Raw genomic sequence first — 14,245 nt, 5'->3', positions numbered from 1 at the left:
CATGATCGAAGTAACCGAAGTTTCCATTGCCCAGCTGCGTGCTGCGCTCGAATCCGGCCAGACCACGGCGGTTGAGCTGGTCCAGGCCTATCTCGCCAGGATCGACGCCTACGACGGCCCCGACACGCCTACCGCCCTCAACGCGGTAGTGGTTCGCAACCCCGATGCCCTCAAGGAAGCACAGGCCTCCGATGCTCGCCGGGCCAAGGGCGAAACACTGGGGCCACTCGATGGCATTCCCTATACAGCCAAGGACAGCTATCTGGTCAAGGGGCTTACCGCCGCTTCCGGCAGTCCGGCCTTCGCCAAGCTGATCGCCCATCGCGACGCGTTCACCATCGAACGGCTACGCGCCGGCGGTGCCATCTGCCTGGGCAAGACCAATATGCCGCCCATGGCCAACGGCGGCATGCAGCGCGGGGTCTACGGCCGGGCGGAAAGCCCGTACAACGCCGGCTACCTCACCGCACCGTTCGCCTCGGGCTCATCCAATGGCGCCGGGACCGCAACCGCGGCCAGCTTCGCGGCCTTCGGCCTTGCGGAAGAAACCTGGTCGAGCGGACGTGGACCGGCTTCGAACAATGGCTTGTGTGCTTATACCCCTTCCCGGGGCGTGATCTCGGTGCGCGGCAACTGGCCGCTGACCCCGACCATGGATGTGGTCGTGCCCTATGCCAGGACCATGGCCGACCTGCTCGAAGTGCTCGACGTGGTGGTGGCGGAAGATACCGACACCCGTGGCGATCTGTGGCGAATGCAACCCTGGGTACCGATTCCGAGCGTGGCCTCGGTGCGTCCCACGTCCTATGGCGCACTGGCCGCCGGTACCGATGCACTCGCCGGCAAACGCTTCGGTGTACCGCGTATGTTCATCAACGCCGATCCCGAAGCCGGCACCAGCGAGGCGCCGGGGATCGGTGGTCCGACGGGGCAACGCATCAACACCCGCGCTTCCGTGATCGATCTCTGGGAAGCCGCGCGCAAGGCCCTCGAAGCGGCCGGTGCCGAGGTGGTGGAAGTCGACTTCCCGCTGGTCTCCAATTGCGAAGGTGATCGTCCCGGTACGCCGACGGTGTTCACCCGGGGCCTGGTGTCCAAGGAGTTCCTGCACCATGAGTTGTGGGATCTGTCGGCCTGGGCCTTCGATGACTTCCTGCGGGCCAACGGCGATCCGGCGTTGAACCGTCTGGTAGACGTGGACGGGCCGAAGATTTTCCCCCACGACCCCGGCACCCTGCCCAACCGCGAAGGCGACCTGGCCGCCGGCATGGACGAGTATGTGCGGATGGCAGAGCGTGGCATTACCCCTTGGAACGAGATCAGCACCCTGGCTGACGGACTGCGTGGGCTTGAACAGACCCGTCGTATCGATCTCGAGGAGTGGATGGATCGCCTGGGGCTCGATGCGGTGCTCTTCCCGACGGTGGCCGACGTCGGTCCGGCGGATGCCGATATCAATCCGCAGTCGGCGGATATCGCCTGGAGCAACGGCATCTGGGTCGCCAACGGCAACCTCGCCATCCGCCATCTGGGTGTGCCCACGGTCACTGTGCCGATGGGCGTCATGGCGGATATCGGCATGCCGGTCGGCCTGACCTTCGCTGGCCGGGCGTATGACGACTCAGCGCTGCTTCATCTCGCTTCGGCGTTTGAATCGACCGGGACCAAGCGCTTGATCCCGCCTCGTACGCCGGCATTGGCGACAGGCAACCGGTAACCGGGAGATGGGATTGGGGCCGTGCGGGCTCCAATCCCCTTTCAGCCCTGGAGGGCTTTTTTCAGGTAATAACGCTGGTGTCCGGGAGGGCAATCCGGCAACCCGGTCAAATCCTGCGGCACGGGGTGACATCACAATATCGGCGAGCCAAATCGGCGAAATCGCGGCATCCAGTGATCCATGATCTCAGCCGATGCCAGGATATGGTGCGCATGCCCGATCAACAGCCGGCGTGGCACAAAGCCGATATACCTTGAGTCCGCGCTGTCATCACGGTTATCCCCCAACATGAAGTAATGGTCAACAGGCACCACAACAGGACCGAAATTCCGTAAGGCGCGTACCGTCGGCATAAACTGAACGGAGCGCTGACTCTTGTCCGCGCGTTCGGTCAGCTTGATACCCGGGACAGATTGACCAGAAGCGATCGGCTCGATGATGTCCTGCGCATTCAGGTAGGTTGCAGGGGTACCGTTGACCCACAGCACCTCATTCCTCATTTCCAGCGTGTCGCCAGGAATACCCACGATCCGCTTGATCAAGCGGATGCCATCCTTGGGTGAGGTGAAGGTCACGACATCGCCCCGGCGAGGATTATCAACCTTGACCAGGGAGATATCAGTGAGAGGCAACTTGAGGTCGTAAGCCACCCGATTCACCAGCACCACATCCCCCTCAACCAAGGTCGGGCGCATGGATCCGGAGGGGATGGGATTCCAATCGGCCAAGGATGTGCGGAAAACGCCAAAGCACAGCCAGAAAATAATGGCGTAACGGTACCGGCTCAACCAACGTCGCATACATCCTCGCAATACAGAAAGGGCTGCAGAGAACGCTCCTGGCATCCGCCAAGCAACCCAGGGTCATTTTTTGCCAACGTTTACTACAGCGCAAACAGCTTACATGAACAGCGGAGCGACTGGCGATGCCGGTCTCGGAGTGTGTTGTTCGGCCGGGACGGAGGGTTCAGCTTTTCCCCAACAACGCCAACAATCGCTCGACATCCCCCCGCCCCCGCTTGGCCCCCGGCACAAACGCACAATACCCATGCCCAAGCTTCAACGAAACAGCGGAAAGCGCGATCAAGCGCCCCGCCTCCAACTCCCGTTGGGCAATCGCCTTCTGCCCCAGCGCAATGCCCATGCCCAACTTGGCCAACGTCACCGACAAACTCGATAACCCCGAGCGCCGTCCATGGGCCGGGTCCGGCGGGCTGTCCAACCGCTCGGCGGCAAACCAGTCGCTCCACGTAGGGTGCGACGCATAATTGGCCCCCCATTGCGTATGAATAAACAGGCTCTCGTGAACAAGCGCGAGGTCAAAGTCCTTGTTCCCATGTCGGTACCACAACTCCGGCGCACACACCGGCAGCACTTCGTCATGGAACAAGGGAATGGCCTCACACGCAGGATAGTGATAGTCCCCGTAACTGACGCGCAGGTCCACGTCATGTCGGGCGAGGTCAACGGGGTCGTCCTCCACACGGACATCCACCGACAGTTGCGGGTAGAACTCCACAAGCTCCATGAGCTTGGGCGCCAGCCAACATTCCGCCAGGGAAAACGGCACGCTGACAATCAGCCGAGTGCGAATCTCGCCTTCCAGGGTACGCAGGGTCATCGCGGCAATTTCGTTCAACGCCCGCGAGGTTTGCGGGTACATCGCCAAGCCTGCATCGGTCAGGGCCAGGCGATTACCGTTGCGGACGAACAGCTTCTTGCCGAAGAAGTCTTCCAGATGACGGATTTGCTGGCTGACGGCCGCGGATGACACCCCCAGCTCAGCCCCCGCCAACACGAAACTGCCCAGGCGCGCGGCGACCTCGAATGTACGCACGGCATTGAGCGGTGGTAAGCGTTGCATAAGCGCTCTTCCCATAAGTTTTACTAGGGGGAGCCTAACAATTTGTGCCGTTGTTGCGAAGTTTTTCGTAGGGTAAGTTGGGCCATCTACAACGAGAGGGTCATCATGAACAACGTCATGGATCTTGAGCGCTTTCCACTCGACCGCGAAGGCAGCGATGGGTGGAATGAACTGGTCGATAGGTGCCGTACCGAATTGAAGCGCAACGGCATGTTCAACCTGGAAGGCTTCATCATGGCCGACGCGGTGCGTCAGGCGGCTGAGCACATTCGGCCAACCATGAGCCGTGAATCCCATACCCACAGCCGCACCCACAATATTTACTTCAAACCGACAATCGAGGGTTTGCCGGCGGATCACCCGGCGCTGCGCCAGGTCGAGACGGTCAGCCATACCCTGTGCGCCGATCAACTCAAGGGCAGCCTGGTGAACGAGGTGTACGAGTACCCGCCGCTGCTGGCCTTTCTGGCCGCGGTGATGGAAAAGCCGCAATTGCACCTGATGGCCGACCCGTTGGCCCGCGTCAACGTGATGAGCTATCGCCACGGCGAGACCTTGAACTGGCACTTCGATCGCTCTGAGTTCACCACCACGCTGATGCTCCAAGCGCCCGACGAGGGCGGTGAGTTCCAGTACCGCAGCGACTTGCGTAGCGCCGATGATCCCAACTATGCCGGCGTCGCCGAGTTGCTCGAAGGGCGTGATCCGCAGGTGCAGACACTCACCTTGCGCGCGGGCACGCTGAATGTGTTTCGCGGCAAGAACACGGCCCATCGCGTCACCCCCGTGCACGGTGCCCGGGAACGCATGGTGGCGGTGTTCTCCTACTACGAAAAACCCGACGTGCTGTTCAGCGTCGAGGAACAGCTGGGCTTCTATGGCCGAACGGCCTGATCCATCCGTACCACTCAAACAAGAAGATCACCCGTCACTGCTTGCCCCTGCCGAACCTTTTCGAACTCTTTGGGGAAACACATGCACGCCATCACTCGCTCCACCCGCACCCTTTTTACCTGCTGCGCCCTGAGCGGCGTGCTGTTCACCGGCATGGCCACGGCCAAGGATTGGACCACCGTCCGGGTGGCCACCGAGGGGGCTTATGAACCTTGGAACAGCACCCTGCCGAACGGCGAGATTTCCGGTTTCGAACCTGAGTTGCTGAAGGACCTGTGCGCGAGAATCCAGCTTGAGTGCAAGCTCCAGGCCCAGGACTGGGACGGCATGATCGCCGGGATGAATGCCGGCAAGTTCGACATGCTGATGGACGCCATCGTTATTACGCCAGAGCGCCAGGCCATCGTCGATTTCTCGCGGCCCTATGCGGCCACACAAGGTGTGTTCGTCAGTGCCACGCCGGCGATGATCGCAACCGCGCCAAGCACGCAGACGGTAAAACTCAGCGGTGACCCCATCCAGGATCAAGCCGCCATCGAGAAGCTCAAGGCCCTGGTCAAAGGCAAGACCATCGGCATCCAGTCGGGCACCGCCTACACGGACTTTGTGGAGAAAAACTTCAAGGGCGTGGCAACCATCAGGACCTACAAGAAGTCCGGTGAGCACATGATGGACCTGAACGCCGGCCGCATTGATTTTGCCTTTGACGACGTGACGTTCTTTTCCTCCGCGCTGCAAAATCCCGAGAACCAGGCGGTGCAGATGGTCGGCCCGAAGATTGGCGGACCGATCTGGGGCCCGGGTGAGGCGCTGGCGTTCAGAAAGTCCGATGCGGACTTGAAGGCCCGGTTTAACCAGGCTTTGAGCGCAGCCTTGGCGGACGGGACAGTCAAGAAACTCTCGGAAAAATGGTTCAAGGCCGATATAGCGCCTTAACGCCCCGAAGGGAGGGACGGCGTTGGGCGCCCCCTCCTTGCGTTGCGGCGCCTGTGGTGACGATCGGGCTATTGGCAGCATCGAGTCATTATCAAATCAGTCCCGAATGGATTCATTTTCAACTGACGCGTAGTCATTACATGGAACTGGCTCGCAACCTGCCCGGACCGTCGCCGAAGTATCAGGAATGGGACTGGGGTGGAACCGGTGGGGCCGGCAGCGCGAATATTTTCCAAAGCCTTGTCTACGACGAAACGGACAACCCACTTAATCGGCCCGAACAATCGATACACAATGAAACGACCTCTTCGGCGCGGCCGTGTGGGGATCATTTCTTTTTAGTCACGGATACTTTTCAATGAGGTGCCCTGGCGTGCTTGACTGCACCCCAAGCCCCTCTGTCATGACCCGCGTTGAATTAAAGAGCGGGCGTATGCGCTACGGCCGCTGTATGGCGCGCTTTTATTCAATCTGTGTCTAACATTCTGCTCCTGGCCGCCCTAGCCTAGCATCGACCGCTCCGCTCAGGTGCAATTGATGAAAGAGATTCCCGGCAACATCGACTTTTCAGGCTTGGCAGTCCGTCGGCTAGGGCCAGATGACCGCGAGATCATTTGTGCGCATCGCGAAACGATGTTCCTTGAAGCGGGGGGAGGCCCTTCGGAATTGCGGGTGATGACCGAGCACTTCCGGCCCTGGTTGCAGCAGCGCTTATCCGATGGCCGCTACTACGGTTTTGCGCTGACGGACAACGCTCAGCCCGTGGCAGCAATAGGCCTGATGACCATCGACTGGCCGCCTCATCCGTCCCACCCGACTTCCGACCAGCGCGGCTATGTGCTCAACGTTTTCGTCGACCCGGCTTATCGACGGCAGGGCCTGGCGGCTTCCCTGATGAGGCTGGCTGAAGCCGAGTTTGCCCAACGAGGCGTAAGTTTCGCCGTGCTGCACGCGACCAAGGCCGGCAAGCCGGTGTATGAACTCCTGGGTTGGGCAGCGACGTCTGAAATGGCAAAAACCATTTCGTAGGGGAAATCTCAGCCAAGCATGGGTTTGCGCATGAAGACACGAGCAAACCCGTTTTCCGTGGCGCGGTGAGTTTCCTGATAACCCAGCGCATGGTAGAGAGCGATGTTTTCGGTCATCAGTTGATGGGTGTAAAGCTGGATGGCATCACAGTTCGTCTTGCGCGCGTAATCTTCGCTGAACGCCATCAGCGCCTTGCCGATACCTTGTCCTTTGTAGCGGGGCAACACGGCGATATTTTCCAGAAGCAGCGCTGAGTCCTGCGGGCTCAATACCAACACCCGCATGACCATTCGAAGATAGGTGATGGGGAGCGGAAACTGGCCAGCGTCAATTCCCGGCTGAAGCCGCCTTCGATCAGCGCGCTAGAAAAGGCTCGATCAGCGTCGCGAACCACTCGATAAACATGCCGAGCCGGCGCGAGCGCTGTCGCCGATCAGGATACAACACCGAAACCGTCATGGGTGCCGCACGGTACGCGGGCATGACTTCAACCAGAACCCCGGCCTCCAGCAGATGCCGGACATCGAACAGCGGTACCTGGATCAGTCCCAGCCCGGCACAGCAACTGGCGATATAGTTTTCAGCGTTGTTCACAACAACCTGGCTGGGCAGTGCCCGGGACTGTTCGACACCCTCGAGGACGTATTCCCAAGGTAACTCCTGGCCACCGAGGGTGGGCGCGTAGCCGATACACAGATGACCGTCCTCCAGATCATCGGGATGCTCCGGCACACCCCATTCGGCCAGATATCCCGGGCTCGCGCAGTTGACCAGTAGCACCTGCCCCAAGGGTTTTACCACCAGGCTGCTGCTCTCTGGCGTGCCGAAACGGATCACGCAATCGACCCCCTCCTCTATCGGATTGATGGCCCGATCAGTGGAGCCCAAACAGAGTTGAAGTCCTGGGTAGCGACGCAGCAAGTCGGGCAATGCCGGGATGATCAGGCGCCGGGCGATGCGACTGGGTGCATCGACACTCAGCCGCCCCAAGACGTGCTGCTGATGGGTCTGGAACAGTTGGTCGATATCATCGATATCCAGCAGCACCCGCCGTGCACGCTCCAGCAACTGGCTGCCGTCGGCGGTCAGGCTGACCTTGCGCGTGGTGCGATGCAGCAGGCGCGTGCCGACATCCGCCTCCAGCTTCTGCACAGCCGCGGACACCGTCGCCCGTGGCAGTTTCAACACCCGCGCGGCCTGGATGAAACTGCCCAGCTCGGCCACCTGAAGAAAGACCCGGTACTGCTCAATTCTGTCCATAGGCCGTCAATGCTTGAGGGTTGCGTGGGCGTGCCGGGCTCGATAGCGCCTGACCACGCGTCCTTCGATGACACACACCACCAGCATCACCGCCGTGGTCAGCCAGCTCATCATCAGCAGGTCCGTGGTATAGGCGACGGGCACCAGCGCCAGCAGCAACAGCAGCCCGGCGAGATGGGATTTGGGCACCACCCGATACACCACACGCTTGTACAGAATGCTGCCGAACAGGTAGATCATCGGACCGGCCACAAGGGTAATGGCATCGACCGTCGACAGCTGCCCGTCGGGATGCAGCATCACCAGATCGTTACCCACGGCCGTGGTGATGATCCCCGCCACCAGAATGGCGTGGATGTAGTGAAAGTAGGCGCCGATACGGCCCGGATCGTCGGCGCTGGTGATGCGCTGCGTGGCGTCCTTGCCGGCGGTCCCGAAGTACAACCACCACATCGCCAGGGTACCGAGGAACGTCGCTCCCAGGCCCAGCAGGATGGGCATCTCCCAATGCCCGGTTTCGCCCAGGACCGCGCCGCTGGCCAGCAGGGTTTCGCCCAGGGCGACAATCACGAACAACTGGCAGCGCTCGGCCAGATGGCCGCCTTCGATGGTCCAGTCACTCGTACGCGAACGTCCCAGGCCGGGGAAGGCGAAACCGAACATGGGCGAGATGTACTCGCACAACACGGCGATCAACCAGAGGCCAATGCGCAGCGGCCCGTCCACACAGGCACCGGCCACCCAGAACACTGCGGCCACCACCACCCAGCCGAGCATGCGTCTGAAATTGGGCGCCAGGGGATGCTCACGGGGCAGTTGCAACACGATAAAGCCCGTGCGCCCGACCTGTATCGAGACATAGGCCAGGGCAAAAACCAGTCCGCGCCCGGCAAAAGCCTCGGGGATGCTGGCGGCCATCAGCAGGGCCGGGATCATCAGGGCAAAGATCAGCCCCCGTATCAACGGCGTCTCGGGATCGAACCAGTTGGTGACCCAACCGGTGTACTGCCAGCCCAGCCACACGGCGAACCACAGGACCAGGGTCTCCATCACCCCGACCCCGGTCAGATGATTGAGCAGGCCGTGACTGAGTTGCGTCACGGCGAACACATACACCAGATCGAACATGAGTTCTTCGAAGGTCACCCGCGCATGATGGCCGTCGCGATGGCGAAGCAAAGGATGAGGCGCGTGCTGGTTTACGCTCATGTCCAACCCCGTGGCCTGGTAGTGTCGGGAAAAAGTGTCAACGCGCCATGCCGGGGTTGCAATGTTTTTTATCGGCTCACTTGGTGGTGTAGCCGCCGTTGATCAGGATCGTCTGGCCGGTGACCCACCAGCCGTCGCTGACCAGATGGCGAATGAACGGCACCACGTCCGCGATATCCGTCAGCCCGGTATGGGAGAACGGCGACAGAGCCGCTGCGGTTTTATGGTAGTTGACCGCGTCCTGGCCTTCAGCCGGGTAAAAGAACGGGGTGTCCATGGGGCCCGGGCCTACCGCCGTCACCGAGATACCGCGTGCGCCCAACTCCTTCGCCGCGGCCCGGGTGAAGTGCTCGACGGGGGCCTTGCCACCGGCATAAGCCGCATAGAAAGGCGTGAACGCCCCCAGCAACGAGGTGACGATGGAGCAGATCTTGCCGTTGTCGTTGAGCTGTTTACCCGCCTCCTTGATAAAGAAGAACGCGGACTTGGCATTGACCGCCATCATCTCGTCGTACTCGGCCTCACTGATATCGGACATCGGTTTTTTCAAGACTTTGCCGACAGTGTTGATCGCAATGTCCGGCCGCCCCACCGCCGCCACCGCATCCTTGAAGAGTTTTTCCACCGCACCGGCCGTGGTCAGATCGGCCTGCAACGCCACGGCCTCGGCGCCCAAGGCCTTGATCACCGCCACAGTGGCCTCGGCGTCCGGCTGGCTGGCGGCGCTGTTGTAATGCACCACCACAGCCTTCGCACCTTGTTGCGCCAGGTCCCGAGCGATAAGCCCCCCCAGATTCTTGGCGCCACCGGCGACAAGCACCACTTTACCGTTGATGGAATGGTCTGGCATGGCGTAGCTCCTGGCTGATGAAAGTACGCCACAGTCTAGAGAGGCATTGCGCAAAGATAAGCCAGTGAAGGCTGGATGAACTGTCCAGGTATTACGACCAATCGTCAGTGGCGAGCGGAGAAAGTCTCAGAAAGATCCCCGCACCTGAAAAAGCCATGACTCATCAGCCACTTCTATCGACCGTTATCACAAACACCTATTTTCCATAAAACCCGGCATTTTCTCGTCGGATTGCCCTACAAACCGCTCTATCTCAAGCCATTCAGCCTATAGCATCAAAACTGAAACATTGGTAATTTGCGCCGCACGTGATTACCCCCAGAGTTCTAATAATGAAAAAAGTCATACTCAAGACCACACTTAGCCTTGCCGTTACCCTCGCCTCCAGCCCACTTTTCGCCAGTGGTATTGCCATCAACGAACAAAGCATCAGCGGGATGGGCACCGGTTATGCGGGCCGCTCGTCTTCCGCCGAAGATGCCAGCACCCTTTACGGTAACCCGGCCGGCATGTCGCTGCTCAAGCGCGACCAAGTCACTGCCGGTGTCGCGGTGCTGGATGCCAAGACCGATATCAAGAACACCAGCGGCGGTCGCCCGGGCGGCACCAACGACGGTGATATGGTCCCGTTCACATCCGTACCCAATGCCTTCTTCGTCAAACAGCTGGGTAACGGCTGGGCAGTGGGTCTGGGGGCCTACGCACCTTTCGGCCTGATCACCGATTATGAAAGCGGCTTTGCCGGCAGCAACTACGGCCAGAAGAGCCAGGTCAAGGTTGTGACCCTGCAACCGACGGTCAGCTACGCCATCAACGACGTGGTTTCCATCGGTTTCGGTCCGACCTTCAACCGTATCAACGGCGAGTTGAGCTCCACGCTGCCGATCGGCAACGGCTTTGTCGACGTCAAGGGCGACGACACCGCGGTGGGCTACAACGTCGGTGTGATTGTCCAACCGACCGACACCACCCGCCTGGGCCTGACCTACCATTCCAAGGTCAGCTACTCGCTGGACGGCCACACCAGCGTCACCGGCCTCACGCCCTTTATTCCCAACGCCCGCTACAAGACCTCCCTGGATATCACCACGCCAGAGAACGTGGACTTCTCGATCACCCAGAAACTGGATGATCAGTGGACCGTCTATGGCGGTGCCACCTGGACCCGCTGGAGCCGCCTGCAAGACATCACCATCAACAACCAGGGTGTGACCGGCCCGCTCGCCGGCCAGCTCACCACCAGCACCGAAGCGCAGAACTGGCATGACACCTGGGCCTCGGCCATTGGCGTGTCCTACCGGGTCAACAAGGAATGGGTCCTGCGCAGCGGCCTGTCGGTCGACCAGGCACCGACCAACAACACCGACCGTTCCGTGCGCATCCCAACGGGTGATCGCCGTGTTGTCAGCGTCGGTGCCGGTTACAGCCCAACCGACGACCTGACCATCGACCTCGCCGTCTCCTACCTCAAGGAAGAAGACGTCAACATCAACCTGAACAACCCGCAGAAAGGCTCCTACAGCGCCCAGTACCAAAACAGCGCATGGGGCTACGGCCTGGGCTTTACCTACAAGTTCTGATTCACGGCGAGCTTGAAGCGCTCGATTGTTGGCTAGAAGAACCTGCAAGGTCTGATGCAGGTTGATGAGAGCCCCCCACACCCTGCGAAGGTCAGCTTTCGCGGGGTGTTTTGTTTTCTCAAGCCGATCAAGGAGCTGATACCATTCAAGCATTGACAAGCCGAGTAGGAAAATATGAATCGTCAAAAAAAGCTGAAGCAGTTATTCAAGGCCAACGCCAAAAAGGCCAGTGCCAAATTGGCCCCCAAGAGCAAAAACACATACATCAGTAAAGCTGACCGATTGAAACTGGCGGCTGAAGCCGGTCAGGCCCCCATCATCTCCCCTGAAAGCTGATCGATAACGGGCATCACGGCATGCTCGGCAATCGCTCCAATCTGTCATCGACTAAAATCCACGGACCATTCCCCAATCGTGGAGACTCAAGATGACCGGCAAAAACACGATTTGTCTCTGGTACGACGGCACCGCCCTGGAGGCCGCGACGTTTTATGCCGAGACCTTCCCGGACAGCGCGGTGAGCGCCGTCCACCGTGCACCTGGCGACTACCCTTCGGGCAAACAGGGCGATGTCCTGACGGTCGAATTCAGCGTGATGGGCATCCCTTGTCTCGGGCTGAACGGCGGCCCGGTGTTCAAACATAGCGAGGCGTTTTCGTTCCAGGTGGCGACCGACGATCAAGCCGAAACGGATCGCCTGTGGAACGCGATTATCGGCAACGGCGGCGAGGAAAGTGCCTGCGGCTGGTGCAAGGACAAGTGGGGGCTGTCGTGGCAGATCACCCCACGTGTATTGACGACAGCGATCGCCAGCCCTGATCGAGCCGCGGCCAAGCGGGCGTTCGAGGCCATGATGGGCATGAGAAAGATTGATATCGCGGTGATCGAAGCGGCGCTGAAGGGTTAAGCCGTACGACTCGGGGCCGGGTGTTTGGATAGATTGGCAATCCGACTATGCTGAACGCTCCTGTCCCATCTGGAGCCCGTCATGACCATCCGCCGTATCGTCGCCAACCTGACCAGCCAGCACCCCGCCGAAGTCGCAACCTTTTATAGCGAGCTGTTTGATATCGCCCCGGTGATGGACCACGGCTGGATCGTCACCCTGGCCTCCGACAGCCAGGCCCTCGCACAGCTGAGCATTGCCAGCGAAGGCGGTTCCGGCGCGCCGGTTCCGCAGCTGTCCATCGAAGTGGACAACCTCGACGAGGTCTTCGAGCGGGCGCAACGTGCGGGTTACGAGATCCCCTACCCGCTGACCGTCGAACCTTGGGGCGTTCGGCGCTTCTTCGTGCGTGATCCGCTGGGTACGTTGATCAATGTGTTGCAACACAGTGGCTGAACTTCATAGCATCCGGCGCAGCACCGGGTTGCCTCGGAACTGATGCCGCACCACTGCGGCCAAGTGCAATGCCAGCAGCGCGACCAGCATCGTGCAGAGCAGATGATGCAGTTGTTGAACCTCTGCCAGGGCTGGCACCGAGTGAAGCAACTGCGGCAATGGCATGATCCCAAGCAACAGCACGGGATGGTTCATCATCACCACACCGGTCAGCAGTACGCCACTTACGCAGAAATAGATCAGGGTGTGGGTCAGCTTGGCGATGCTTTTCTGCAGGTCTCGGGGGCCTGTCGGCTGTTCGGACGAGGCGCTCAGGTATAACCACAGGCGCCAGGCAAAGAGCGGAATAAACACCGTGGTTATTTGGGGATTGATGCTTTCCACCCACTGGCGAACGGGGTGATGCACGGGAAGCAAGGTCACACCAAAGCCGCTCAACGTAGCCCAGAGGATGACCAGCGCGGAGATCCAATGCAGGTAGATACGGGTGGTCGTATAGGGCTTGGGGGGTGATTGCAAGACGGGGTGGTCCATAAAATCGTGCGGCACCGATTAGTAAGAAGGATTTGCATTTCTATTTGCAGTGCAACGGTACTATCCCGCTATGCACACTGCAAGGGTTTGGGCGCCCTACCCCCCGTGTTTGCGGGGTTTGGATGCTCTGCGTCAATGAAATCCCTTCGCCACAATCGGTAATACTCCCGGGCTTGTCGCTGTGCAGGCTGGGCACTAGTCTTTGAATGTCGCTGCTCATTCAGCGACCGGGCCTGGAAACCCGGCAAGAAATCAGGCGCTCGACGCCTCCATGGATTACGATTGCAGGCGTTTTTTTGTGCCCGCTTATCTGTGTCATGGCGGCTGTGCGCGGGAGACCTTCGGGTCTGCCGGGGTCCTGATTTCCCGGTTTCCAGCCTGCGTACAGTTGCCACCCTTCGCCTGGAAACTGTCAGTACCGATGCAAAACTGACCCACCGAAACAACCAGTTTATTGCTCCTGTCTGACGAACCTAAGACACGCAAAACCCGTCTTGATGTGCAGCTGTTGAACGGGTTCGACGCTCTCCTGAGTCCCGATTTTTTTAATAACGCCAAGCCCGCAGTAATGTTGGTCTCTGGTAAAGATGGGCAGGATGCCCGTTCTGGACTCACTCCAGAAGCCCGACTTCAGGATGTAAGTAGCCCCTTCCTGAGGCGTGAAGGAAAAAGGGATTTGACACACGCTATCCGCGAGTACTCGTCGGTACGTCAATACCAGCTCTTTGCCCACGGCTACCGGCGCTTCGATAAGACCGTCAGTGTTTGGCAATGGCGTGAAGCCCGCGTAACAACCTGATTCGTTGAAGGTCATGGCGTCCAGGGTGGTGCCATGTTCGTATGCAAGACGAACCGTCGCTGAAGGTTCGTCCGGCCGGGGGAAGAGATACTGCTGACCCTGAAGTAGTGAAGTACAACCGCTGAGCGCAACCGTTCCAGCTAACAGCGCATACCAGAAAAACTTGTTGTTCCCGTCCATCAACCGCTCCCTGATACCTTTTGAGCAAGCTTGCTCGTGATAGACGCCAACC

16 protein-coding genes are annotated in these 14,245 nt (G+C 59.9%); 8 read left to right on the top strand and 8 right to left on the bottom strand.

Annotated features, from left to right (window positions below):
* Nucleotide 1: 1 nt before the first annotated feature.
* Complete coding sequence (locus M5B42_RS11300; protein ID WP_248745861.1) at nt 2-1,717, top strand: amidase; 1,716 nt, start codon at nt 2-4, stop codon at nt 1,715-1,717.
* A gap of 131 nt (nt 1,718-1,848) precedes the next feature.
* On the opposite strand, the gene lepB is transcribed toward M5B42_RS11300, so the two are convergent.
* On the bottom strand, nt 1,849-2,517 hold the full coding sequence (gene lepB, locus M5B42_RS11295) for a signal peptidase I (protein WP_248745860.1): 669 nt from the start codon (nt 2,515-2,517) through the stop codon (nt 1,849-1,851).
* Between the two features lie 166 nt (nt 2,518-2,683).
* On the bottom strand, nt 2,684-3,580 hold the full coding sequence (locus tag M5B42_RS11290; protein WP_248745859.1) for a LysR substrate-binding domain-containing protein: 897 nt from the start codon (nt 3,578-3,580) through the stop codon (nt 2,684-2,686).
* A gap of 105 nt (nt 3,581-3,685) precedes the next feature.
* Here M5B42_RS11290 and M5B42_RS11285 point away from each other — a divergent pair, with 105 nt between their 5' ends.
* The 3 genes from M5B42_RS11285 (at nt 3,686) to M5B42_RS11275 (ending at nt 6,439) form a co-directional block, all read left to right on the top strand.
* Complete coding sequence (locus tag M5B42_RS11285) at nt 3,686-4,474, top strand: 2OG-Fe(II) oxygenase (RefSeq protein ID WP_248745858.1); 789 nt, start codon at nt 3,686-3,688, stop codon at nt 4,472-4,474.
* Between the two features lie 81 nt (nt 4,475-4,555).
* The gene (locus tag M5B42_RS11280; RefSeq protein ID WP_152739644.1) at nt 4,556-5,410 is read left to right on the top strand and encodes a transporter substrate-binding domain-containing protein; all 855 of its coding nucleotides are present in this window, start codon (nt 4,556-4,558) and stop codon (nt 5,408-5,410) included.
* A gap of 537 nt (nt 5,411-5,947) precedes the next feature.
* Nucleotides 5,948-6,439, top strand: a complete 492-nt coding sequence (locus M5B42_RS11275; protein WP_248745857.1) for a GNAT family N-acetyltransferase — start codon at nt 5,948-5,950, stop codon at nt 6,437-6,439.
* Nucleotides 6,440-6,447: 8 nt separating this feature from the next.
* Here M5B42_RS11275 and M5B42_RS11270 read toward each other — a convergent pair whose 3' ends face one another.
* The 4 genes from M5B42_RS11270 to M5B42_RS11255 form a co-directional block, all read right to left on the bottom strand.
* Nucleotides 6,448-6,723: a GNAT family N-acetyltransferase gene (locus M5B42_RS11270; RefSeq protein WP_248745856.1), complete on the bottom strand. Its 276-nt coding sequence runs from the start codon at nt 6,721-6,723 to the stop codon at nt 6,448-6,450.
* 70 nt (nt 6,724-6,793) lie between these two features.
* Nucleotides 6,794-7,699 (bottom strand): LysR family transcriptional regulator, encoded by a 906-nt coding sequence (locus M5B42_RS11265; protein WP_177099144.1) that lies wholly within the window; start codon nt 7,697-7,699, stop codon nt 6,794-6,796.
* 6 nt (nt 7,700-7,705) lie between these two features.
* Nucleotides 7,706-8,908, bottom strand: a complete 1,203-nt coding sequence (locus M5B42_RS11260) for a low temperature requirement protein A (RefSeq protein WP_103498727.1) — start codon at nt 8,906-8,908, stop codon at nt 7,706-7,708.
* A 76-nt stretch (nt 8,909-8,984) separates the two neighbouring features.
* Entirely contained in the window at nt 8,985-9,758 is a 774-nt protein-coding gene (locus M5B42_RS11255; RefSeq protein WP_248745855.1) for an SDR family oxidoreductase, read from the bottom strand.
* Between the two features lie 332 nt (nt 9,759-10,090).
* Here M5B42_RS11255 and M5B42_RS11250 point away from each other — a divergent pair, with 332 nt between their 5' ends.
* The 4 genes from M5B42_RS11250 to M5B42_RS11235 all read left to right on the top strand — a co-directional run bounded on the left by M5B42_RS11250 (nt 10,091) and on the right by M5B42_RS11235 (nt 12,680).
* Nucleotides 10,091-11,338, top strand: coding sequence for an outer membrane protein transport protein (locus M5B42_RS11250; protein ID WP_248745854.1), 1,248 nt, complete (start codon nt 10,091-10,093; stop codon nt 11,336-11,338).
* 174 nt (nt 11,339-11,512) lie between these two features.
* Nucleotides 11,513-11,674, top strand: coding sequence for a DUF2986 domain-containing protein (locus tag M5B42_RS11245; protein WP_103496208.1), 162 nt, complete (start codon nt 11,513-11,515; stop codon nt 11,672-11,674).
* Nucleotides 11,675-11,765: 91 nt separating this feature from the next.
* Nucleotides 11,766-12,245: a VOC family protein gene (locus M5B42_RS11240; protein WP_103496207.1), complete on the top strand. Its 480-nt coding sequence runs from the start codon at nt 11,766-11,768 to the stop codon at nt 12,243-12,245.
* Between the two features lie 81 nt (nt 12,246-12,326).
* Nucleotides 12,327-12,680: a VOC family protein gene (locus M5B42_RS11235; protein ID WP_103496206.1), complete on the top strand. Its 354-nt coding sequence runs from the start codon at nt 12,327-12,329 to the stop codon at nt 12,678-12,680.
* Between the two features lie 3 nt (nt 12,681-12,683).
* Here the strand turns inward: M5B42_RS11235 and M5B42_RS11230 are convergent, their stop codons facing one another.
* Together M5B42_RS11230 and M5B42_RS11225 are read right to left on the bottom strand one after the other, a co-directional pair.
* On the bottom strand, nt 12,684-13,199 hold the full coding sequence (locus M5B42_RS11230; RefSeq protein ID WP_247263136.1) for a cytochrome b/b6 domain-containing protein: 516 nt from the start codon (nt 13,197-13,199) through the stop codon (nt 12,684-12,686).
* A 466-nt stretch (nt 13,200-13,665) separates the two neighbouring features.
* On the bottom strand, nt 13,666-14,193 hold the full coding sequence (locus M5B42_RS11225) for a hypothetical protein (protein WP_152739635.1): 528 nt from the start codon (nt 14,191-14,193) through the stop codon (nt 13,666-13,668).
* Nucleotides 14,194-14,245 lie beyond the last annotated feature (52 nt).

Source organism: Pseudomonas sp. MWU12-2037 (assembly GCF_023242345.1).
Classification (GTDB): Bacteria; Pseudomonadota; Gammaproteobacteria; order Pseudomonadales; family Pseudomonadaceae; genus Aquipseudomonas; species Aquipseudomonas gingeri_D.
This window is presented reverse-complemented; position numbering and strand designations above follow the sequence as displayed.

Coding starts and splice junctions, on each gene's coding strand:
- M5B42_RS11285 (WP_248745858.1), top strand. CDS start 3,686: ATGAACAACGTCATGGATCTTGAGCGCTTTCCACTCGACCGCGAAGGC.
- M5B42_RS11225 (WP_152739635.1), bottom strand. CDS start 14,193: ATGGACGGGAACAACAAGTTTTTCTGGTATGCGCTGTTAGCTGGAACG.
- M5B42_RS11290 (WP_248745859.1), bottom strand. CDS start 3,580: ATGCAACGCTTACCACCGCTCAATGCCGTGCGTACATTCGAGGTCGCC.
- M5B42_RS11245 (WP_103496208.1), top strand. CDS start 11,513: ATGAATCGTCAAAAAAAGCTGAAGCAGTTATTCAAGGCCAACGCCAAA.
- M5B42_RS11265 (WP_177099144.1), bottom strand. CDS start 7,699: ATGGACAGAATTGAGCAGTACCGGGTCTTTCTTCAGGTGGCCGAGCTG.
- M5B42_RS11235 (WP_103496206.1), top strand. CDS start 12,327: ATGACCATCCGCCGTATCGTCGCCAACCTGACCAGCCAGCACCCCGCC.
- M5B42_RS11260 (WP_103498727.1), bottom strand. CDS start 8,908: ATGAGCGTAAACCAGCACGCGCCTCATCCTTTGCTTCGCCATCGCGAC.
- M5B42_RS11300 (WP_248745861.1), top strand. CDS start 2: ATGATCGAAGTAACCGAAGTTTCCATTGCCCAGCTGCGTGCTGCGCTC.
- lepB (WP_248745860.1), bottom strand. CDS start 2,517: ATGCGACGTTGGTTGAGCCGGTACCGTTACGCCATTATTTTCTGGCTG.
- M5B42_RS11270 (WP_248745856.1), bottom strand. CDS start 6,723: ATGCGGGTGTTGGTATTGAGCCCGCAGGACTCAGCGCTGCTTCTGGAA.
- M5B42_RS11255 (WP_248745855.1), bottom strand. CDS start 9,758: ATGCCAGACCATTCCATCAACGGTAAAGTGGTGCTTGTCGCCGGTGGC.
- M5B42_RS11275 (WP_248745857.1), top strand. CDS start 5,948: ATGAAAGAGATTCCCGGCAACATCGACTTTTCAGGCTTGGCAGTCCGT.
- M5B42_RS11250 (WP_248745854.1), top strand. CDS start 10,091: ATGAAAAAAGTCATACTCAAGACCACACTTAGCCTTGCCGTTACCCTC.
- M5B42_RS11280 (WP_152739644.1), top strand. CDS start 4,556: ATGCACGCCATCACTCGCTCCACCCGCACCCTTTTTACCTGCTGCGCC.
- M5B42_RS11240 (WP_103496207.1), top strand. CDS start 11,766: ATGACCGGCAAAAACACGATTTGTCTCTGGTACGACGGCACCGCCCTG.